Source organism: Pseudomonadota bacterium, from assembly GCA_039028935.1.
In the GTDB taxonomy this organism is placed as follows: Bacteria; Pseudomonadota; Gammaproteobacteria; order Steroidobacterales; family SZUA-146; genus SZUA-146.
Map to the genome: position 1 here is coordinate 128,628 of JBCCHD010000001.1, position 21,585 is coordinate 150,212.

Sequence of the window (21,585 nt, forward strand, 5' to 3'; positions counted from 1 at the left end):
CGAGACGACCTATGGATGTCATTGAGGCGCAAGCTGAACACCTCGATGCGCTGAGTGTGTTGCTCGATCGTTACCGGCAATTTTATGGCAAAGCTTCTGATCTTGCGTCCGCTGAGTCCTTTGTGCGCGCGCGCTTGGCGGCACGCGATGCGGTGTTCTTGATCGCACGCGTGGAGCGCGATCAAGGTGACTTAGCCGCAGGATTTGCCCAGTTATTCTCGTCGTTTTCGACGGTGGCGGGGACACGTATATTGCTGCTTGGCGATCTTTATGTGCAGCCTTCATTGCGGCGCCAGGGTGTTGGGCGGGCGCTGATACGCAAGGCCAAGCAATACGCTCAGTCTCACCGCTTTTCAGGGATCAAGCTTGATACGCAGGACAGTAATCGTGTCGCTCGCGCGCTGTATGAAAGCGAGGGGTTTCAAGAGCTGCACGGTGTGCGTCAGTATTTTTTACCGCTGTCGGAGGCGCATTGGCTCACGCGGTTTTTTCGTTAGTCAACACAGTGGTCGACGCGATTACGGAATGTGCGCTTGAGCCAGGTAGTCCTCGCTTTGCATTTCGATCAGTCGACTGCGCGTTCGTTCAAATTCGAACGACAGCCGCGTGCCCTGATACAGTGAATCGAGCGGTACCGCAACCGACAGAAGCAGTTTGACGCGCCGATCATAGAACTCGTCAACGAGCGTGATAAAACGGCGTGCCTGGTCGTCGCTGTGACGATCCAATACGGGTATGTCCGAGATGACCACGGTCTGGAATGTGCGCGCAATTTCGATGTAATCGGCAGCACCGCGAGGACCGTTGCAGATCGCATCGAATGTGAACCACACGACGCCATCTGCGCGGCGCAGTGTGGCAATTTCTCGACCCTCCAGCAGCATCGTCGCTCCGTGACTGCCCGCGTCGGGAGCTAGCGCGGAAAACGCCTGATCCAACACCGTTTGTGTGGCGGCATTGTGGGGTACATGAAAGGTATTCGCCTGTTTTAGCACACGCAGGCGATAATCCTCGCCACCCTCTACGTGCAGCACGCTGGTGTACTGCTTGAGCGTATCGATAGCCGGCAAAAACCGACTGCGCTGTAAGCCGTCTCGATACAAATTATCGGGCTCGACGTTTGAAGTAGCGACCAACACGATGCCAAGATCGAATAGTTTTTCAAAGAGTCTTCCGAGGATCATGGCGTCGGCAATATCCGACACGAAAAACTCGTCGAAGCAGATGACGTCCGCCTGTTGTCGGATTCGCTTGGCCACCATCGCAAGTGGATCATCGATTTTCTTGAGTGTTTCGAGTTGTGCGTGTACGTCGAGCATGAAGCGGTGAAAATGCTGTCGTCGTTTGGGCAGGTCACCGCACTCGGCATAGAAAAGGTCCATGAGATAGGTTTTGCCACGACCTACGCCACCCCACATGTAGAGGCCCTTCGGGGCTTCCGGTGCCGGTGCTTGGCCGATGAACCGCGACCATAGCGAGGGTTTTCTGGCGGGCGCAAGCAATGCATCTCGCAAGGTGTCGAGTGCGTTGACTGCTCGCCACTGTGCGTCGTCCGCGTGCCATTGATTGGCGTCCAGATCGTGCTGATATCGTTTTGCTATGCTCAAAACAAGGGCTCAAAAAAAAAGGCGGCTGTACGTTGCACAGCCGCCTCATTGCCTAACGCATGTCATCGCCTGAAGAGACTACTTCTGTAGTGCGTCTCCCAGTTGCGGCGCGATTTCAAATAAATCGCCAACGATGCCGATGTCGGCCACTTCAAAGATCGGTGCTTCAGAGTCTTTGTTGATTGCGACAATGGTACCGGCGTCTTTGATGCCGGTAATGTGTTGAATCGCTCCGGAAATGCCGAAGGCGAAGTACACGTCGGGTGCGATAATCTTGCCGGTTTGACCGACCTGCATGTCGTTCGGACAGTATCCTGCATCCACCGCTGCGCGCGAAGCACCACATCCAGCACCCAGCTTGTCCGCCAGTTCGTAAATCACGCTGAACTGCTCTTCTGAACCGACGCCACGACCACCCGACACGACCCAGGCTGCGCTCTGCAGATCGGGGCGCTCAGATTTTTGTGCTTCCAGTTTTTGAAAGCGCGTGTGCGTCGGAAGATCGGCACTTACCGTTGTCGCGTCGATCGCGGCCGCGCTATCACCGCTCTCGGCCGCTTGGAATGAGGCGGTTCGTACCGTAATGACCGCCTTAGCATAGGCTTCGGTGTTTTCTTTGATCAGCACGTTACCGGCGTAAATCGGACGCTGGAAATTGTGTGCGTCGTAGACCTCCATAACGTCGCTAACCTGGTGCACATCCAGTAGTGCGGCCACGCGAGGGGCGAGGTCTTTGCCGAATGTGGTCGAGGGCAGGGCCACGACGGCATAGGAAGCCGCGAGTTCGGCAATTTGCGGAGCCAATACGGCGGCCAATGCGTTGGCGTTAGCCGCATTGTCCACGTGCAGTACTTTCGCTACGCCGGCCAGTGCTGCGGCCTGTGCGCAGACGTCTGCACCACCATTTGCCAGGACCGCAATGTCAGCGTCGCCCAGGGGCGCAACGCCTGTCAGGGTGCGCGCGGTCGAAGGATTCAGTTCGCTGCCGTCGTGTTCGGCAATTACCAATACAGTGCTCATTAGACCAGTCCTTTTGCTTTCAGTGCGTCAACAAGGGCGTCGACCGAATCGACAATTACGCCCGCTTCACGTGTAGGTGGCGGCGAGTAGTCGCTCGTGCCCACCGCCGGCGCGGCGTCGGCGCCAAGGCTGTCGGCGGCCACAGTTTCCAGCGGCTTTTTCTTTGCTTTCATGATGTCCGGCATTTTGACAAAGCGGGGTTCATTGAGGCGCAGGTCGGTGGTGACGACAGCCGGCAGGTCGATGTCGATGGTTTCCATGCCGGCGTCCACTTCGCGTGTCACCGTGGCGCTGTCGCCATTGACAACAACTTCAGAGGCGAAGGTGGCTTGCGGGCGACCCCAGAGTGTCGCCAGCATCTGTCCTGTTTGGTTGCGATCGTCGTCGATGGCCTGCTTACCCAAAATCACCAGTCCGGGCTGCTCTTTTTCGATGAGCTTAAGCAGCAGTTTGGCCGCACCAAGTGGCACGATAGGGCCGGTTTGTTCAATTAAAATCGCTCGATCGGCACCCATGGCGAGTGCGGTTCGCAGCTGCTGCTGAGAGTCGCTGCCACCAATGCTCACCGCAATGAGTTCATCGGCCACGCCTTTTTCCTTGAGTCGTAAGCCTTCCTCGACCGCGATTTCGTCGAAGGGGTTCATGCTCATCTTCACGCCGTCGGTGACCACACCGTCGCCGTCGCGGTTGATCTGTACGCGAACGTTGTAATCAATCACCCGTTTGACGCAGGCAATAATCTTCATGTTCTTCTCCAGTATTTCTTGTTCGATTGAATCTGGCGACCGACAGGCAGCTATCAGTGGCTAGAGGTTTTGATAGTTGGGTCCAGAGCCTCCTTCAGGCGTGGTCCACGTTATTTGTTGGTAAGGGTCCTTAATGTCGCAGGCTTTGCAGTGTACGCAATTGGCTGAATTTATCTGCAATCGCTTACCCTCTTCATCGTCCACAATTTCGTAAACGCCGGCGGGGCAAAAGCGCGTGCAGGGGTTGTTAAATTCTTCGGCGCATTGTGTCACACAAATACTGGTGTCGGCGACCTTCAGGTGAATGGGCTGGTCTTCGTCGTGCTCGTTTGATGCAAAGTACACGGACGCGAGACGGTCCCTTGGGGGTAAATCGCGATCGATCCAGCCGTAGTCCGGCGACGTGTAGCCCTCGAGCTTATGCAGCGAGTCATGATCGGCGTGGTTGGGCAACGTGCGCGGTAGCTTGCCCATGGTCACCGTTTCGATCGCCGCGGTGATAAGACCGCGCCACAAACCCTTAGCAAATCCTGGCCGGATATTACGGATCTTATTCAGTTCGGTGTTGAGCGGTGAAGCGCGCCAGCGTTGGTCAAAGCCCTCTGTCGTTTGCGCTTCGGTCAGGTGTTCGGCCGCCAGCACACCCGACCCCATCGCCATATGTATACCCTTGATCTTTACCACGTTGATGGTGCCAGCCGAATCGCCCACGAGCATGGCGCCAGGCATATCGAGTTTGGGCAGCGACTGCAATCCGCCTTCGATGATCGTTCTCGCGCCAGACGATAGGATTTCCCCGCCGTCTAGCATCTGTTTGATTTGTGGATGATGTTTAAACTGTTGGAAGGCTTCGAACGGGCTGAAGTTCGGATCGGAGTAATCCAAACCGCTGACAAAACCGATATACAAACGGTCTTGATCGAGTTGATAGAGAAAACTGCCGCCGTACGTTTTGCTGTTGAGCGGCCAGCCAATGGTGTGCTGAATATTCCCGGGCGTGGTGCGTCCCTCTGGTAGCTGCCACAGCTCTTTGAACCCCAGTCCATAGGTCTGGGGGGACTTCCCGGCGGCGAGGTCGTATTTGGCGATGAGTTGTTTGGAGATGCTGCCGCGGCAACCTTCACTGAGTACGGTGAATTTCGCGTGGATGTCGACGCCGGGTGCGAAAGCAGGCCCTTCGCTCCCATCTTTGGCGACGCCCATGTCACCGCAACGTACGCCGATCACTTCATCGTTTTCATTGAACAGCGGCGCCGCGCCGGAGAAGCCCGGAAACACATCGATTTCCAGTTCCTCGGCTTTGCTCCCCATCCAGTTGCACAGGGAGCCGAGCGACACAATAAAATTACCGTGGTTTTGCTGCTGAGGCGGGGTGGGAAGGGTGAACGAGCGTGTCGCCGTTAAGTACGCAAAGCGGTCTTTCTTTGCCTCGACACAGATCGCCGGCATATTGTCACGCCATTCGGGAAGCAGCTCGTCCAGCACGCCAGGTTCCATCACGGCACCGGATAAAATCTGAGCGCCGATTTCGGACGCTTTCTCCAGAACACACACCATCGCGTCAGGATTCAACTGCTTGTAGCGAATGGCGGTGGCGAGCCCAGCTGGCCCCGCACCGACGACCACCAGGTCGTACTCCATCACATCACGTTCGATCACTCGCCCTTACCTCCGCGCAGGCGCTCGCCCACCAGTGCGAATGCTGTACTGCGCCATTCTTGACCGAATCATTATAGAGAGGCCAATTTTTGAGGCAACTAATAGGCCGGCGCGGTCTACAATCGCTCGATACCCTCCAGAGCCGGTACGGCTTCGAGCTGCGGCACCACCCGCGCCAAATCACCGACAATGACCAGGGTCATTTGATCGGTAACTAAATGTTTTTGCGACATTTTTTGATGTTTATCCGGCGTGATCGAATTGACCGCGGAGAGGTAGGTATCGAGATAATCGTCGGGTAAATCGTGCAGGGTCATCTGCGAGATGCGCGCCAACAGGCCACCGGGCGTCGCATGTGACAAGACAAACGTGCCAGTTTGGTAGTTCTGGGTGCGCGACACCTCGGCCACCGAGGGCGCTTCCCCCTGAATTCGCGCTATTTCGGCGAAAATTTCATTCAGTGAGTCGCCCGTATGCTCGGTCGTCACATCGGCCGTCTGCGCCCAGTTCGCGGTGCGGTAGTTCATTGAAATGCGGCTTCGTGGGGAGTAGGTGTACCCCTTGTCCTCACGCAGATTGGCTGTCATGCGCGAAGAAAAATAACCGCCGAGCAGAATCTGCATCTGATTGAGTGCTGTAAAGTCCGGCGAGGCCACATCGTCGACCGGTAGACCTAAAATGAGGGTGGACTGGGGGGCGCCAGGTCGGTCGATGAGTTTGAGCCGAAAACCGCTCGCGACGGTTGGCGGTAACGTCAACGGGGCGGGACCCGCCGCCCAATCGCCAAACTCTCGTCGGACGGCCGCCATCATCTCATCGCGGTCAAATTGACCTGCGATCATGACGTGACTGCGTTGAGCGCCAAAATTGTCCCGATAGTAGTGTTTAATCTGATCGAGCGTGTAGCCCGCGAGCTGCTCTTCGGTGGGGTACGAGCGGCCGTAGGGATGATTGGGGTAGAGCAATTCGGCATAGGCGGCGGCGGCGATCGCCTGGGGCCGACTCAGCGAGAGCGCGCGGCTACGCACAAGACCCGCGCGCAGTCGTTCGAGTTGATCGGCTGGGAACGCCGGCTGTCTGAGCACTTCTGCCGCAAGACCCAGCGCATCACCGGCGAACTCCGACAGAACCGACAGACCCAAATACGTTTGATCGAGACCGGTCGATAGGGATAGCTCGCCGCCCATACGGGCCGTTTGGCGAGCGATGAGTTCAGCGGATCGAAGCTCGGTGCCCTCTTTCATCAGTTCGGTCGTCAGGTCGGCGAGCCAGACATTGTCGCCTTCGTTCAAATTGCCGGTGTGTACATCAACACGAATCATGGCTTTGGGAATTTTGCCGAACGGTACTAGCGTCACGCGCAAGCCGTTATCGAGCGTGAGTCGCTCGATGGTCGGCAGATTAAAGTCGCGAGCGGGACCGCCCTCTGGCGGCAGTTCGCGGGCAAAGCCTGCGCTGCATAAGGCGGCCAACCCAATCAGTAACATCAACCTAAGCTGTTTCATTGTGCCGCTCCTTGCGAACCGTCTTCACCGTTGGTGACATCCAGCACCAGACGATTGCTGGGGCGTAAGTACTCTTGTGCCGTCGTCAAAATCAGTTCGGGCGTCACGGCATCAAACTCTTGTTCAAGTCGGTTGATACGCCAAGGATCATTGTCAAACAAAGTGAAGCAGGCGAGTAGATCGGCAACCCCAAATTTTGTTGAGCTGCCGAGCAGTCCATAAAAGCTTGAACGCATTTTGGTGCGCGCAAGCTCAATGTCGTCGCGCGAGACTTTGTTAACCCGCAAATCGTCGATCACTTCATCAATCATGAGCATAATCTCGTCGGTGGTGACGCGCGGATCATGGATGATCGACATATGCCAATTCATTGGCCCATTGTAGTTGTACATATTCCCTATAAGGTTGACGCCGCCGCCCACAGACGATGTGATGCCCGCCTCTTTGACGAGTTTTTTATAGAAGCGACTGTCTTTGCCCGACAGCAACATCTGCGTGATGATGCCCATCGCATAGTATTCCGGCGAGTTGCGCTCGGGCATATGGTAAGAGACCGCCAATGCCGGTTGAGGTGCTTTGGGGTATACCTTGGTGACACGCTTCTCCTTGTTTTGGCGTGGTTCAGAAATATCAACCGGCGGTGGCAATTCGGCGGGTTCGATGTCGCCAAAATGCTGTTTGACCATGTCCATAACACGCTCGGTATCAACGTCGCCGACGACAACTAATACAGCGTTGTTCGGCGCATAGTACGTGTCAAAGAAATCCTGCACATCTTCGAGTGTGGCCGAATCAAGATCTTCAAGGTCGCCGTAGAAATTATGATTGTTGTACCAGTTTTCATTGGCGTGGGCGGGTACATCCAACCAAGGGAAACCTCCGTAGGGTTGATTCAGCACGTTTACCTTCACTTCGTTTTTAACCACACCCTGCTGGTTGGTCAGGTTTTCTTGAGTGATCGCCAGTCCGCGCATACGATCGGCTTCGGCCCAGAGCATGGTCTCGACTTTGTTGGAGGGCACCACCTCGTAGTAGTTCGTGAAGTCGAAACGCGTCGAGCCGTTGAGCACCCCCCCGTTACTCTGCACGAGATTAATAAACTCCATCTTGCCGAGATTCTCTGACCCTTGAAACATCATGTGCTCAAATAAATGGGCAAATCCCGTGCGGTTGCGTGGCTCGATGCGAAAGCCAATGTTGTAGTACACCGCGACGGTGGCCGTCGGTACCGAGTGGTCTTCGGAGACGACGACACGCAGGCCGTTATCCATCGTCGTATAGTAAATGGGCAGCGCCAATGCGCTGTCGGCGGCCGCAGCGGGCGCAGGTGGGGCAGTATCGGTCGACGCACACGCACCGAGCAGCAGCGCCAAGCTAACCAGTAACACCGTTCGCAACATGGCTGATCTCCATAAATGATCGCAAGAGTTAGGTTTTGATCGCGGTACGAGTGGGGACCGCACTACTACAGTATGGACCATACGGCGACGCCGTTGTTCATCGTGGTCCTTTGATCATGACTGTTCGGTCGTTATTTTGGCTGCATGCGGATCGCGCCGTCCAGGCGAATCGTCTCACCGTTGAGCATAGGATTGCCATAAATGCTCGCCACCATGTGGGCAAACTCAGCAGGGTGCCCAAGCCGACTGGGAAAGGGCACTTGTGCGGCGAGTGACTCCTGCACCTGTTCGGGTAGTCCGGCCATCATCGGTGTCATAAAGATGCCCGGCGCAACGGTCATGACGCGGATGCCGTGACGGGCAAATTCGCGTGCGAGCGGCAACGTCATGCCCACTATGCCACCTTTGGAAGCCGAATACGCTGATTGGCCAATTTGGCCTTCAAACGCGGCGACCGAGGCGGTGTTCACGATCACGCCGCGCTCGCCCTGTTCAGTGGCGGGGTTGTCGAGCATTGCCTCGGCGCTCGTGCGGGCGAGTAAAAACGAACCGAGCAAATTGACTTTGAGTACTTGCTCGAATTGACTGCCAGGCATCGGCCCTTTTTTACCCAGCGCCATTGCCGCGCCGATGATGCCGGCGCAATTCACCGATAACGTGATGGCGTCCATCTGCGCCAAACTCGCTTTCACAGCCGCCACCACGCTCTCTTCGCTGCTGACATCCGTCGTCACAAAGTGGGCGGCCGACCCCAGTTGGGCGGCGGCGGCCTGACCGGCTTCTTCATTGATGTCCAAAAGCGTAACCTGACCGCCTGCATTGACGATGTGCTCTGCGACGCCGAACCCAAGGCCCGACGCGCCGCCACTGATGATCGCTCGTGCGCTTTCTAGAATCATGATGCATTCCTCACTGTTGTCGCGTTGCAGAACGGAGCGCGCCTGCCTCGCGTGAATCGGGGCACGCTTGGGCGGCGCCAAGCCGTGCGAACGAATGGCCGGTCTTCTGCCGTCGCGTGGCGGTGTCTAGACTTCCAGCGCAACCGCCAGCGCTTCGCCACCACCGATACACAGTGACGCGATGCCGCGCTTTAGTCCGCGATTGCGTAGCGCATAGATGAGCGTCACCAGCAGTCGGGCACCGGTCGCGCCAATGGGATGACCCAATGCGCACGCGCCGCCGTTAACGTTAACCTTGTCACGCGGAATGCCCACGTCATGCATAGCGGCCATCGTCACGCAGGCGAACGCTTCGTTGATTTCGTACAAGTCGACATCGTCGACTGTCCAACCCAGCTGAGCCTGCACAGTAGCAATCGCTGATGAAGGGGCCGTCGTAAACCACTCGGGCTCGTGTGCGAAACCGGTGGCGCCCCGTAGCGTGGCCAGCACGTTGAGCTTGCGCTCAGCGGCAATGCTCTGTCGCGTCAGAATCAGCGATGCGGCGCCATCGGAGATTGAAGACGAACTGGCTGCCGTGACGGTGCCTCCGTCGCGTCGAAACGCGGGTCTCATCGTTGGAATTTTCTCGATGTCGCAGTTGAATGGTTCTTCGTCCTGGTCGACAGTGATCGTTTTGCGGCGGGCGGTATAAGTGACCGGCGCGACCTCATCCTTAAAATGGCCATTTTTGATGGCGTTCAGGGCCCACTCGACGGATTCGATGGAGTATTGATCCTGTTGCTCACGCGTAAAGCCGTAACGCTCGCTTGTCGCCTCGGCAAAGTGGCCCATCATATTGCCGTCATAGGGGTTTTGCAGGCCATCGTAGAACATGTGATCGAGTGTCTGCTGATGCCCCATGCGGTAGCCGCCACGGGCCTTTGGAAGCAGATAGGGTGCATTGCTCATCGACTCCAGGCCGCCGGCTAGCACAATGTCAGCTTCGCCACTGGCCAGCGCGTTGTGGCCCATCATGGCGGTTTTCATGCCCGATCCGCAGACCTTATTGACGGTGGTGCAGGGCACGCTGGTCGGGATGCCAGCGCCAAGTGCGGCCTGTCGCGCCGGTGCCTGACCGACGCCCGCGGGCAAAACGCAGCCGATAAGCACTTCACTGAGTTCGTCGCCATTCACGCCGGCCTGCTTCAGCGCAGCAGCATTGGCGGTGGCGCCAAGATCGACGGCAGAGGCGCCGGAGAGCGCCCCTTGGAAGGCGCCAATTGGGGTGCGTTTGGCACCGACGACGACGATGGGATCTGAGCTCATGGTGTGTTTGCCTTTATAAATGGAGCGGTATGACCGCTAAAAAATGCGTAGCTTAACCGGCGGAGCGGAACAGCTCACGGCCGATTAACATGCGTCGAATTTCATTGGTGCCGGCGCCGATGTCGTACAACTTCGCATCGCGCAGCAAGCGGCCGGCGGGGTATTCGTTGATGTATCCGTTGCCGCCCAACGATTGGATGGTTTCAAGCGCCAGCTTGACGCCACTTTCTGAGGCCATCAATAGCGAGGCGGCAGCATCTTGACGAGTCGGCACACCTGCATCAAATAGTTCGGCTGTGCGATACGTGAAGGCGCGGCTGGCCTGAAGCAAGGTATACATGTCCGCCAGTTTGGCCTGCATGATGCCAAATTCGCCGATGGCCTTGCCAAACTGTTTGCGCTCGTGCAAATACGCGAGCACGAGGTCCATGCAGGCCTGCATGATGCCCAGCGGACCGCCCGACAGCACCAGTCGCTCGGAATCGAGGCCGCGCATCAATAAATAAACGCCGCCGTGCAGTTCACCCAGCAGGTTGTCTTTGGGGATCGCGCAGTTGTCGAACACCAGCTCGCACGTATTGGAACCGCGCATGCCCAATTTGTCGAGTTTTTGTGCCGTGCTGAATCCCGGCATACCTTTTTCGACCAGGAACGCGCTTAGGCTGCGTGAGCCGGTATCGTTTTGTTTCGTGCGCATGTAAACAATCAGCACATCCGCGTCGGGACCGTTTGTGATCCACATTTTGGAGCCGTTGGCGAGATAATGATCGCCCTGATCAACGGCTTTACAGGTGATCGAGCCGACCACATCCGAGCCGGCGCCCGGTTCGGACATCGCGAGCGCGCCGACCCACTCGCCCGAGCAGAGTTTGGGTAGATAGCGCTGGCGCTGCGCATCGGTGCCGTTTAGATACAAATTATTCATGCACAGATTCGAGTGCGCGCCGTAGGACAGACCGACGGAGGCACTGCCGCGGGATATTTCTTCCATGGCCACAACGTGAGCCAGATAGCCCATTTCACTGCCGCCGTATTCCGCCGGTACGGTCATGCCGAGCAACCCTTGCTCGCCCATTTTTTGCCATAGTGCTGGATCGAACGCATTGTCTCGATCGATTTGCTCGGCGATCGGGGCAAGCTCGGCGTCGGCGAAACGGCGCACTGCCTCGCGCAGCATGTCGAGTTCTTCGTTAATCGAGGTATTGATGATCGCCATATCCATGTTAGCCGGTGATGCAGGGGCGCAAAGTATAGCGCAAGGCCGCGGGTAGCTTAAGCCGGCGAAGGGTGCTTTGTGGGGTTGGCGAGGGCTTATGACAAGTGGTGCCGGGCGGCCGTGAGTGCACGCATCCGGTCGAGCGGTGGCACCGGTGCCCACGAGCTGGCCGATTCACTCTATACTGCGACAACGGTAGGGCGCGATGTCGCGGCGCGGCACCCGGGCACCGATCGCTGGCAACCGTGTAAATTACCCCGAGAATCGGGCGTATCCTGCGTTTTTTCGAGACGCATCACAGCGGCGGATGTCGGGTGGGGATACCGTGTTTACCAACTTGAATCGATCATAATGAGTACCATTGAGCTCAAGCTCGCGGTCACCGACTGGACAGCCTTTGCACGCACCAACCGAACAGCTTTACGCCATTGAAGTTGCCCCGCAGTGGGTGATCGATCGACCGGTCGATGTGAACGTGCAGCACGACGCGGCGCCGTTTTTCTATTTGTTGGCCGATTATCAGGATTACGTGGATCGGGAGCGGACGTTCTCCTACACACGCACCGTACAGAAAATTAATGACGCCTCCCGGCTCGAAGACGCGTCGCTATTGGTTTCGGAGCTCAATGAGAAACACCAGCGGGTGTTTTTCCATCACATCGAGATCATCCGCAACGGTCAACGCATCAATGCACTCGACCCCGAGAATATTGCGGTCTACCAGCGCGAGACCTCGCTCGAGAGTCATATCGTCACAGGCCGCAAAACGGTCGCGTTGACGATCGACGATTTGCGCGTCGGCGACATTCTCGACGTGCGCATGACGTTTTGTAACTTCATGAGCACCCACCCGCTGCACGGCAAATTTTATTTGTCCACGTTTTGGGTCAGCTGGTCTTGTCCGGTGATAAGCCAGTCGGTGCGCGTCATCAATTCGGGCCATTTACCCTTGCTCTACCAGGAAGGTGGTGCGAACGAAACGCTTGGCGAAGTTCATCGCGTGGAGGCGGGCAGCGAATTCAGTCGTCAATGGGACAATCTGAGTCCCGAGTCGCTCGGCCACCACGTGCCGTCATGGGTCTGGCGTCCATTTTTGCAGTTCACCACCGGCACAACCTGGCCGGACGTGTCGCGCTACCTGTATCAATACTATGAGGCCAACGGTGTTCTGGATACGAAAATCGATATCCATAACATTGATTTGCTCGACCTCTCGGGACTTCAGGAAGATGATCTGCTTCGGATGGTGCGCTTCGTTCAAAATAATGTGCGCTATCGGGGTGAGAACCACGGCATCTACACCCATACGCCGAAGTCGCCCGAGCGCACACTCAAAAAACGCGCTGGCGATTGCAAAGACAAATCCAATTTATTGGTCGCCTTGTTGCGTCGACTCGGTGTCGACGCGAACCTTGTGTTGGTCAATTCGCGTGTTGGGCACAAGCTACAAGGGCTTAACCCGTCCGCATATCAATTCGATCACATGATTGTCAAAGTTCGATCGCGCGGCCGCACCCTGTATTTTGATCCAACCATTCAGGCGCAAGCGGGCGACCTGGAGCACTGCGCGCAGCTCAACTATGGCTATGGCCTAGAACTCACGGCAGAGGGGTGTGAGCTTGAGGCCCTGCCGTTTGATGTGAATCGCGTCGTCTTTGAGCTCGAACACGAATTCGATTTCAGCCACTTAAAATCCGACGCCGAGCTCACCATCACCCGCCGCTATTTTTACCATCGCGCGGATAACATGCGGTTTTATCTCAATTCGAAGAATCAACAGACACTTCACGAGGACTATCTGCGGGGTGCGCGCGAAACGACCGGTTGTCGGCTTGAGGTGATACAGCCCGTGACGCTCCAAGACGACACGCACCGCAATGTGCTCCAGACGGTTGAGCGCTATCACATGGTGGATTTGGCGCAAACGCATCCTGAAGCGTACATGCAGATCACCACCGAATTTGCGAACGACTACCCCGTCACGCTCGATGACAGCGCGCCGCTCGATTTAAACGTTGACGGTGCGCTGAGTCACTCCGTAGTGGTGACTACTCGCACTTCGCCAAAAGCGGAACCTAGTCAGGCACACATCGACAATAAATGGTTTCACTACTCCGATAAGGTGGCGGTGCGCGGCAACCAAATGCGGTTTCTCACGCGCCTCACGCCACGTGCGCGACACGCACTGCCTGAAGAAATCGCGGCGTACACCAAAGACGTTGACCACATGCGGAGTCGGTGCAGCAACAACTTCCGCTACCACTATCCCGGCTTCTTTTCGTTCAGCAAACACACTTGGGTCAGCGACTTATTGCGCACGGCAGGGGTGTTTGGCTTTGTGCTGGTGGCGTTAGTGGTGTTATTCGACCGACTCTAACGACACCAGATCGGGCTCGTCGAGCACCGACAGAATGGCGTTGCGACTCAAACTAGCGATGCGGTTCATCGCCTCGCGACCGTGGCCTTCGATGGCGATCGGCTCTAATGCGGTAATCACGAGTTTTCCAGGGCGCGGTAGCCAATGGTCGGCCGACAGCATCGCCCGCGAGCCGTCTATCACAATCGGCACCACGTCCAGCTGACCCTCTACGGCAGCTTTGAACGCCCCGGGGCGAAAGGCCGCTAGGCCTGGTTTGGTCTCGAACGTGCCCTCAGGAAAAATCGCCACGGACTCCCCGCGTTTGGCTAAGTCAATGATGCGTTTTGCATCGCGACCGCCTCGAAAATGATTGCGTCGCTCCACAAACTGCGAGCCAATCCGGCGTAATAAAAAGTGCATAAGCGGCACCTGTGTGACTTCCCGCTTGATCACAAACCCAAATCGGGCAGGCAGCACGGCTTTAAGAATGATGCCATCGAGATAGCTCGCGTGATTCGCAACGACAACGGCAGGCTGCGTGTCCAGGAAATGGCGATTGCGCACATCCAGTCGAACCAACGTCACGGCAAACCACACGCGAGCCAGCGCCCGGACCATCCGGCGACGTGCCGTCAGGCTGAGTGGCAGCAGCAACAAAAGCACTGCAACAAAAGCCACAAGCGCCAAGCAGGTCACAGAATAGATTCCGTAAAGCCATATGATGGGTAAATACCGTTTTTTGTGGTCCAAAATGACCGCTCCGGGGCGCGTAAACGCCTAATTTTCCTAAAAAGTGTGACGTGGTTCAACTTATGTCATGCACGGGTAAATTTGAGAACTGTATCACTGTAGTTTTCCGGGCCTGATCGCATACTGACGGCAGGAGTGAAAAGAAAAACCGGCGCATTGTGAGGATTAATGCGCACGAAAATGGTGGCAACCTGTGGTCTTTTGGACGCGGCTGCTGACCAGGCGTTTTGTCCGAAAATTGATGTTCGGCCAAATAGTATTCAGAGGTAATTTACGTGAGCGCGGTAATGTCAGAACGAGATTTTGAAGATCAGGGACCCTCGAACCAGGACGACGATAAAAACATCATCGATGTCTTTCTCGACGCCATTTGGATGGAGCGCGGATTGTCCAAGAATACGCTAGCCGCGTATCGAGCCGACCTAGTCGCTCTTTCGCGCTGGTTAGAGGCCCGCAACATCGATATGGTCAAAGCGACGCGCGAAAACCTCGTAGAATTTATTGCGGCGCGCGTTGAGAAAGGCGCTCGCCCACGATCGACGGCTCGGCAACTGTCGAGTTTCCGGCGTTTCTATCGGTATCTTGTGCGTGAAAACCAAGTGCAGGATGATCCGACCGCGAATATCCAAATGCCGAAGATCGGCCGCACGCTACCGAAGACGTTGTCTGAAGGCAAAGTCGAAGATTTGCTCAGTGCGCCGGAAATCAGTGATCCGCTGGGCTTTCGGGATCGCACCATGCTCGAGGTGCTCTACGCCACTGGATTGCGTGTCTCCGAACTGATCAACCTGAAGCTCAGCCAGGTAAACTTGAACCAAGGCGTGGTACGCATTGTTGGCAAAGGCGACCGTGAGCGTCTGATTCCATTGGGTGAAGAGTCGATGGAGTGGATTGCTAAATTTGTCCAGGGCGCCCGTCTTGAGATTTTGCTCGAGCGTCAAACCGACTATTTATTCCCAACACGACGCGGCGACCGTATGACGCGTCAGGCGTTTTGGCACATTATTAAGCGTTACGCGCGTAAAGCCTCCATTGGCAAAGAGCTGTCTCCACACTCGTTGCGCCACGCCTTCGCGACCCATCTGCTCAATAACGGTGCCGACCTTCGCGTCGTGCAGATGTTGCTGGGCCATAGCGATTTGTCCACCACCCAGATTTATACCCATGTTGCGCAGGAGCGTCTCAAGGATTTTCACTCAAAGCACCATCCACGCGGCTAGCGAGCGGCGAGGGAACCGATCGATTTTGTTAGGAAAGCCGCGCGAATGCGCGGCTTTTTTGCACGTGTTTTATAACCTCAGCCCGTTATTTTGCTAGACTCCGCGTCAGCTGCCCGCTGGAACCGGCGCGTCATCGCGCTGTCCGAGATGGGGCTCACGTTACCGAGTTTTCAGGGAATACCGATTATGTTTAAAAGAATGACTCTCACCGCGGCGCTTGCCGGCGCGGTTTTCCTGGGCGCCTGCGAGGCCGCCACTGACACGCCAGCCAAAGCGGCTGCAAGCGAATCGGCCGCCCCCGATGCGCCCGTTGCCATCAACGCGGACCTCGATCTCGACGAGGTGCGACGCAAATTTCCGGCGATCAATCCGGCTGATATTAAAGAAAGCCCGGTTCAAGGCTGGTTCGAAATCGATAGCGGCGGCCAGGTGCTGTACATATCTGGAGACGGACGTTACGCCATGCGTGGGGATCTGATTGATCTCGACACGCGCGTCAACCTCACCGATTTGCGCCGTAACACGTCGCGACAACAGCTCATGGCGAGCATCGGTGAAGACGACATGATCGTCTACACGCCCGACGGCGACGTGACGCACTCCGTTACCATTTTCACGGATGTGGATTGCGGCTACTGCCGCAAGCTTCACCAAGAAATGGAGGATTATCACAGCGAAGGGATTGAGGTGCGTTATCTGTTTTACCCGCGTTCTGGGCCCAATACCGCATCCTGGGAAAAGGCCACCAATGTGTGGTGCTCAGACGATCGAAACTCCGCGCTTACGCAAGCCAAAGCCGGGCAGCGGCTCGCTGCCCAACAGTGCGATGCGGGGCTTATCAATGATCACTTTGAGGCCGGTCGTAAAGTTGGCCTGCGCGGCACGCCAGCGATTGTTACCGAGAACGGCGAACTGATTTCTGGGTATATGCCGGCTAAGGCGTTGCGCACTCGGATCGAACAAGGTGCGCTTGCGCGCTAGATAAGCCGACTTTGGCGTTCGCCAATGTCAACAAAAGGCCGACGCTTGTCGGCCTTTTTTTATGCGCATGCCGCCTAAGCACCTCGGGATTCGCTAACGAGAAGATTCAGCCGGTGTCTCGGCAAACCGATTTTAACGCAGCGACGTTCGTCGCGCGCCATTAACGCTCATTCACCTTCGTCGAGGTGTTCGAGCTTGTCCGGCTGTCCGTCCCATTCTGCCGCGTCGGGCAGTGGCGCTTGTTGCTCGGTAATAACGGGCCATTTCTGGCTTAATCGTTCATTTATTTCACGAAAATGCTCTTGCCCGTCCGGCAGTTCGTCGTCCGAGTAAATCGCCTCTGCCGGGCATTCCGGTTCGCACAGTGTGCAGTCGATGCACTCATCGGGATCTATGACCAAAAAATTTGGCCCCTCGTGGAAGCAGTCGACCGGACACACTTCGACGCAGTCGGTGTACTTACACTTGATGCAGTTTTCGGTGACAACAAAGGTCATAGAGTTCTCGTGTCGCTGTCGGGCGTTAGGCCTGTTTGGGCCTGCGCCAATGGATATCGGTTTCGTGGATATTCTCAACGCCAGCGGCCCGATCTTCAAGATAGGCGCGCAGGGCATAGGTGACGCTCGGGAAGGCCATGTCGTCCCAAGGAATGTCGGCTTCATCAACCAGGCGGGTGTCGAGCGATTCCTGGCCCACGCCGTACTCGTTCTGTTCGAGCCGTCCGCGGTAGAAAAGATGGACCTGTTTGGCGTGAACGACATTGACGACCGCCAGCAGCGACGTGGTGGTCACGCGCGCCAGAGCCTCCTCCCAGGTCTCTCGTGCGGCCCCCTGTGCCACCGATTCGCCATTTTCCATAAAACCGGCGGGCACGGTCCAAAAGCCGTGACGAGGCTCGATTGCGCGGCGACAGAGCAGAATTTGCCCTTCCCATTCGGCCACGCACCCGGTCACAATGAGTGGGTTTTGGTAGTGAACAAAGTGACAGGACGGGCACACATAGCGCTCGCGGTTGTCGCCGTCGGGTATCTTGAGCTCGACCTCGGCGCCGCATTGACTGCAGAATTTCATGGCATGCTCGCTGTGTCGACGGCTGGGCTGGGTCCCATTGGAGTCATGCGATCATGGTGCCGAGGGAGAGAATCGAACTCTCACTCCGTTTCCGGAACTGGATTTTGAATCCAGCGCGTCTACCAGTTCCGCCACCCCGGCGCCTGATCGCTTGAGGGTGCAAGTATAGGGCACGAGCGCCAGCCTTCAAGAATTTTTTTCAGGTTTTTTGCGACCTTTTGCGTCAACAGTGAGTCCTTATTTGTGACATGAGTGGATTCTTTGCCAATAACATTGAGGAGGCCGTATTGAGCGGCTGCCGCCGCGGCGACAACGCGGCTCATGCGCAGCTGTTTGAGGCCTTTTCGCGCCCGGTCTTCACATTGGCGCTGCGGCTCACTGGCTCTCGTGCCGTGGCCGATGAAGTGGTGCAGGACACCTTCATTGAGGTCATCACCAAAATTCAGCAGTTTCGAGGCGATGCGCCGATCGGCGCCTGGGTGCGCCGCATTGCCGTGAACAAGGCGTTGGCCCAGCTGCGCTCGCCCTGGCACAAGCGCGGGGAGCCACTTATGCCCGATTTTGAAACCTGCGACATCGATCAGAGCGTCCCGCACGACCTAGAAATTTGCCTTAAGCGCTTGGGGGCTACGGCGCGCAGCGTGCTCTGGCTTCACGATGTTGAGGGGTATACCCACAAAGAGATTGCGGCGTTCATGGATAAAACCGTGAGCTTTTCGAAATCTCAGCTGTCGCGCGCGCACCAGCGCCTTAACGCCTGGGCGACGAGCGAACTGCACGAACCAGGGAAGAAAACGACGCCACGGAGCGCGACCGTTACACCATTGACCGGTAAAGCACCGGCGGCGAGTTAGTACTATGCATGCGACGACACAACAACTTCTTGATCTGCGCGACGGTGCGCCGATCGACAGCGAACTGGTGCGGCACATCGAACTGTGTGCCCAATGCAGTGCTGAATTGAAACTCATCACGGATCGCAAGGCGGCGCTGCAAGCACTGCCGTTGCAGGCGCCTTCCGCCAAGGTCTTCGCCCAATTGTCGGAGCAACTGGCGTATCAACAGCAGGCGCCACGACGCAATCAACCTCTGCACTGGGCGGTGGCGGCCGCCGTGGTGGCCGCCATCGCGCTGTGGCTGGTGCCGACCGCGCCGACGGTTGACGATTTAGAGCACGGACTCAACCCGGTGGCTGTGCACGCTGAGCCAAGCGCGCCGGCTGTTGTCGCACAACCGCACCGACAAGAACGTCGTGCGTTGATTCAGCGATCTAACGCGTTGGAGGCCGTCGCCCAACAGCTTGCGGAACTCAGCGTGGCGGAGCCATCGTTGAGCACCAACGACGCGCTCTCGGCACTGGAAGCGCAGCTTGCGTTGGTGGACTACAACTTAAATGCCGCGCAGATCGATCGCTATGCGCCGGAAGAATTTAACGCGTTATTGTCGCGACGCGTCAGCACTTTGGAGAATCTCGTGGGCGTGCAACGCGCAGAACTGGCGCGACAGGGATACCACGGGTTTCAGGTTATGACAGCCTCAAACATTGAAGAGGAACAGGTATGGTAAATGGCACACAGTTTTCCCTTTTCACTCGCGCCGTAAGCGCGTTTGTCGTGTTGTTTGTCACCGCATCGGTGACCGCTCAGAGCGACAACGAACAAGCGCTTCGCGAGCAAATGAAAGAAGCGCAACAGCAACTTGATGAAGCCGCACAGCGTGTCGCGAAATTGAGTCGTCAAATGTCGGGCGGCGAAGTTGCGCGTGTTGTGAAACGCATGCGCGTTGGCGAGCGACGCGCGATGCTGGGCGTGCAGATTCAACAAGCCGAGGAAGGCGAGGGTGTGCGCATTGGTACCGTGACAACAAACGGACCCGCGGCCGTCGCAGGCCTCGAAGCTAACGATCTAGTGACCCGATTTAATGACGTTGATTTGCGCGGTAAAGATGGTTCCGATGCGATCCACAACTTACTCCAAGCGCTGAAGCAGATGGAACCGGGCGATGTGGCCAACTTGAAAATCATTCGTGACGGCCGTCCACTGACCGTTGCGATTACCACGGGCAGTGTCGAGGAGGTTATGCCGACCTTCGGTGACTTTGCTGTCGCGGCCGGAAAGTGGGAAGGGATGGATGAGATGATGGCCAAATTAGCGGACAAACTGTCTGGATTTGAAGCCAACATTGATTTTGATGGCGATGTGATGCATTTCGAATTTGACGACAGCCAGATCGAAGAACTGAAGCTTCTGCCCAAACGCCTTGAAGAAGCCATGGGTGGTTGGGCGAACGGCGGTCCGGTTATCGCGATGATGGGCGGACCGGGTGGACTTGGCCATGGATTTCGTTTTGCGCCTGTCACACCGTCGCTCGGTAGCTATTTCGGGGTTGATCGAGGCGTGTTGCTAACGGCGGTGCCCGACGACGAGGCGCTCGGTTTTCAAGAGGGTGATGTGTTGCTCAGTGTCAACGGCGAGGCGGTGAATTCGCGCGGCGACGTGCATGCGCTGTTTGCGTCGGCTGATGAGGGTGACCGTTTGGCTGTGGAAATTGTCCGTCAACGTGAATCGATTACGCTCGATGTGGCGGTGCCTGAGAACGCCTGGGGGCGAGGCTGGCGCTGTCTAAGCGAGGAGGGTGACGACAGTCAGGGCAAACGCTGCGTGTCCCGCGATGGCGATGCGTTCTCGTTTAAGTTCGATTCTGATAATTAGTACGACTCCAATCGTCGGCTAAACCCACAAGGCGCACGGCCACCGTGCGCCTTTTTTCGGTGTACTATCGCCGCCCATGAAGCGCACCGATTTTTCTTTTCATCTACCCCCTGAGCTCATCGCCCGGCGACCGACGCCCGAGCGACGCGATAGCCGCTTACTCTTGCTGAGGAGTGACGGTCCACCGCGTGATCAGCAATTTTGTCACCTACCGTTATTGCTCACTCCGGGCGATCTACTGGTGTTTAACGACTCGCGCGTCATTCCGGCGCGAGTGTTTGGTCGAAAGGACAGCGGCGGGCGCATCGAAGTGCTGTTGGAACGCATTGAAGCGCAACGGGTATTGGTTAAAATCAAGGCCAGTAAAGCGCCCCGAGCGGGCAGCACCCTCTGGCTCGATGCCGGCGACCAGGCGCAGTTTGTCACAGTGATCGGTCGCGAAGCCGACTTGTTCGTGCTGAATTTCCCAGTCGATGCGCTCGGCTTCTTTCTCGAGCACGGGGAGATGCCGCTGCCTCCGTATATTGAGCGCCGAGCGGACGATGCCGACACCTCACGCTATCAAACGGTGTACGCCGAATCCCTGGGTTCAGTGGCCGCACCGACCGCCGGACTGCATTTTGATAACGCCATGCTCGAGGAGTTAGACAGCGCGGGTATCCAGCGGGCGCACGTCACACTTCATGTCGGCAGCGGCACCTATCAGCCGGTGCGCGCCGAACGACTCGACGAGCACGTCATGCACTCGGAGTATGTCGAGGTAGGCCAGGAATTGGTCGATCAAGTGCGCGCGACCAAAGCCGCCGGGCATCGGGTCGTGTGTGTGGGCACGACCAGTCTGCGCAGTTTGGAAGCCGCATCGCAGTCGGGCGAGCTACAGGCCTATCGCGGTATGACCGATATCTTTATCTATCCGGGCTACGCGTTTCGCACCGTTGATCGGTTGCTGACGAATTTTCATTTGCCCGAGTCGAGCCTCATTATGCTGGTGAGTGCGTTGGCCGGTCGGTCACGCATTTTAGAGGCGTACGCGCACGCGGTGACGGCGCGCTATCGATTTTTTAGTTACGGCGACTGTATGCTGATCGATCGCCGCCCCTTCGGTTCGCGCTGAGTGGGCACGCAGTCCACAG

At 57.0% G+C, this 21,585-nt stretch carries 20 protein-coding genes and 1 tRNA gene; 8 read left to right on the forward strand and 13 right to left on the reverse strand.

Translation table 11 applies throughout. The features are described 5' to 3' along the window. Positions 1-11 precede the first annotated feature (11 nt). Entirely contained in the window at positions 12-497 is a 486-nt protein-coding gene (locus AAF465_00515) for a GNAT family N-acetyltransferase (GenBank protein ID MEM7081209.1), read from the forward strand. A gap of 21 nt (positions 498-518) precedes the next feature. Here AAF465_00515 and zapE read toward each other — a convergent pair whose 3' ends face one another. The 9 genes from zapE to AAF465_00560 form a co-directional block, all read right to left on the reverse strand. After that, the gene (gene zapE, locus AAF465_00520; protein ID MEM7081210.1) at positions 519-1,607 is read right to left on the reverse strand and encodes a cell division protein ZapE; all 1,089 of its coding nucleotides are present in this window, start codon (positions 1,605-1,607) and stop codon (positions 519-521) included. 78 nt (positions 1,608-1,685) lie between these two features. Beyond that, a complete protein-coding gene (locus tag AAF465_00525) occupies positions 1,686-2,627 on the reverse strand; it encodes an electron transfer flavoprotein subunit alpha/FixB family protein (protein MEM7081211.1) in 942 nt (313 codons plus the stop codon). After that, positions 2,627-3,373, reverse strand: coding sequence for an electron transfer flavoprotein subunit beta/FixA family protein (locus tag AAF465_00530; protein ID MEM7081212.1), 747 nt, complete (start codon positions 3,371-3,373; stop codon positions 2,627-2,629). Before AAF465_00530 ends, AAF465_00525 begins: the two co-directional genes overlap by 1 nt. Before the next feature lie 60 nt (positions 3,374-3,433). Further along, positions 3,434-5,014, reverse strand: a complete 1,581-nt coding sequence (locus AAF465_00535) for an electron transfer flavoprotein-ubiquinone oxidoreductase (protein MEM7081213.1) — start codon at positions 5,012-5,014, stop codon at positions 3,434-3,436. 134 nt (positions 5,015-5,148) lie between these two features. Next, the gene (locus AAF465_00540) at positions 5,149-6,537 is read right to left on the reverse strand and encodes a pitrilysin family protein (GenBank protein MEM7081214.1); all 1,389 of its coding nucleotides are present in this window, start codon (positions 6,535-6,537) and stop codon (positions 5,149-5,151) included. After that, positions 6,534-7,937, reverse strand: a complete 1,404-nt coding sequence (locus AAF465_00545) for a pitrilysin family protein (protein MEM7081215.1) — start codon at positions 7,935-7,937, stop codon at positions 6,534-6,536. Before AAF465_00545 ends, AAF465_00540 begins: the two co-directional genes overlap by 4 nt. A 131-nt stretch (positions 7,938-8,068) precedes the next feature. Further along, positions 8,069-8,836: an SDR family NAD(P)-dependent oxidoreductase gene (locus AAF465_00550; GenBank protein MEM7081216.1), complete on the reverse strand. Its 768-nt coding sequence runs from the start codon at positions 8,834-8,836 to the stop codon at positions 8,069-8,071. Between the two features lie 126 nt (positions 8,837-8,962). Next, entirely contained in the window at positions 8,963-10,144 is a 1,182-nt protein-coding gene (locus AAF465_00555; protein ID MEM7081217.1) for an acetyl-CoA C-acyltransferase, read from the reverse strand. Positions 10,145-10,196: 52 nt separating this feature from the next. Then, a complete protein-coding gene (locus AAF465_00560; protein ID MEM7081218.1) occupies positions 10,197-11,366 on the reverse strand; it encodes an acyl-CoA dehydrogenase family protein in 1,170 nt (389 codons plus the stop codon). Between the two features lie 391 nt (positions 11,367-11,757). Between AAF465_00560 and AAF465_00565 the strand changes: the two genes are divergently transcribed. Then, positions 11,758-13,737 carry a DUF3857 domain-containing protein gene (locus tag AAF465_00565; protein ID MEM7081219.1) on the forward strand — a complete coding sequence of 660 codons (1,980 nt, stop codon included), beginning with the start codon at positions 11,758-11,760 and terminating at the stop codon, positions 13,735-13,737. On the opposite strand, the gene AAF465_00570 is transcribed toward AAF465_00565, so the two are convergent. Beyond that, positions 13,720-14,415 (reverse strand): lysophospholipid acyltransferase family protein, encoded by a 696-nt coding sequence (locus tag AAF465_00570; protein MEM7081220.1) that lies wholly within the window; start codon positions 14,413-14,415, stop codon positions 13,720-13,722. The two genes, AAF465_00565 and AAF465_00570, sit on opposite strands and share 18 nt — an antisense overlap. A 341-nt stretch (positions 14,416-14,756) precedes the next feature. Here AAF465_00570 and xerD point away from each other — a divergent pair, with 341 nt between their 5' ends. After that, positions 14,757-15,689, forward strand: a complete 933-nt coding sequence (gene xerD, locus AAF465_00575) for a site-specific tyrosine recombinase XerD (protein ID MEM7081221.1) — start codon at positions 14,757-14,759, stop codon at positions 15,687-15,689. A 186-nt stretch (positions 15,690-15,875) separates the two neighbouring features. Continuing rightward, positions 15,876-16,670, forward strand: coding sequence for a DsbC family protein (locus AAF465_00580; GenBank protein MEM7081222.1), 795 nt, complete (start codon positions 15,876-15,878; stop codon positions 16,668-16,670). Between the two features lie 167 nt (positions 16,671-16,837). Here the strand turns inward: AAF465_00580 and fdxA are convergent, their stop codons facing one another. The 3 genes from fdxA to AAF465_00595 all read right to left on the reverse strand — a co-directional run bounded on the left by fdxA (position 16,838) and on the right by AAF465_00595 (position 17,882). Further along, positions 16,838-17,167, reverse strand: coding sequence for a ferredoxin FdxA (gene fdxA / locus AAF465_00585; GenBank protein ID MEM7081223.1), 330 nt, complete (start codon positions 17,165-17,167; stop codon positions 16,838-16,840). Between the two features lie 25 nt (positions 17,168-17,192). Further along, positions 17,193-17,741: an NUDIX hydrolase gene (locus AAF465_00590; protein ID MEM7081224.1), complete on the reverse strand. Its 549-nt coding sequence runs from the start codon at positions 17,739-17,741 to the stop codon at positions 17,193-17,195. Between the two features lie 54 nt (positions 17,742-17,795). Further along, positions 17,796-17,882 (reverse strand) — tRNA-Leu (locus AAF465_00595). Positions 17,883-17,989: 107 nt separating this feature from the next. Here AAF465_00595 and AAF465_00600 point away from each other — a divergent pair. From AAF465_00600 to queA, 4 genes are all read left to right on the forward strand, one after another. Beyond that, entirely contained in the window at positions 17,990-18,595 is a 606-nt protein-coding gene (locus AAF465_00600; GenBank protein MEM7081225.1) for an RNA polymerase sigma factor, read from the forward strand. Positions 18,596-18,599: 4 nt separating this feature from the next. Continuing rightward, positions 18,600-19,307, forward strand: coding sequence for a hypothetical protein (locus AAF465_00605; protein ID MEM7081226.1), 708 nt, complete (start codon positions 18,600-18,602; stop codon positions 19,305-19,307). Further along, positions 19,301-20,452, forward strand: a complete 1,152-nt coding sequence (locus tag AAF465_00610) for a PDZ domain-containing protein (protein ID MEM7081227.1) — start codon at positions 19,301-19,303, stop codon at positions 20,450-20,452. The genes AAF465_00605 and AAF465_00610 overlap by 7 nt, the downstream gene beginning before the upstream one ends. 76 nt (positions 20,453-20,528) lie before the next feature. Next, the gene (gene queA, locus AAF465_00615; protein ID MEM7081228.1) at positions 20,529-21,566 is read left to right on the forward strand and encodes a tRNA preQ1(34) S-adenosylmethionine ribosyltransferase-isomerase QueA; all 1,038 of its coding nucleotides are present in this window, start codon (positions 20,529-20,531) and stop codon (positions 21,564-21,566) included. Positions 21,567-21,585 lie beyond the last annotated feature (19 nt).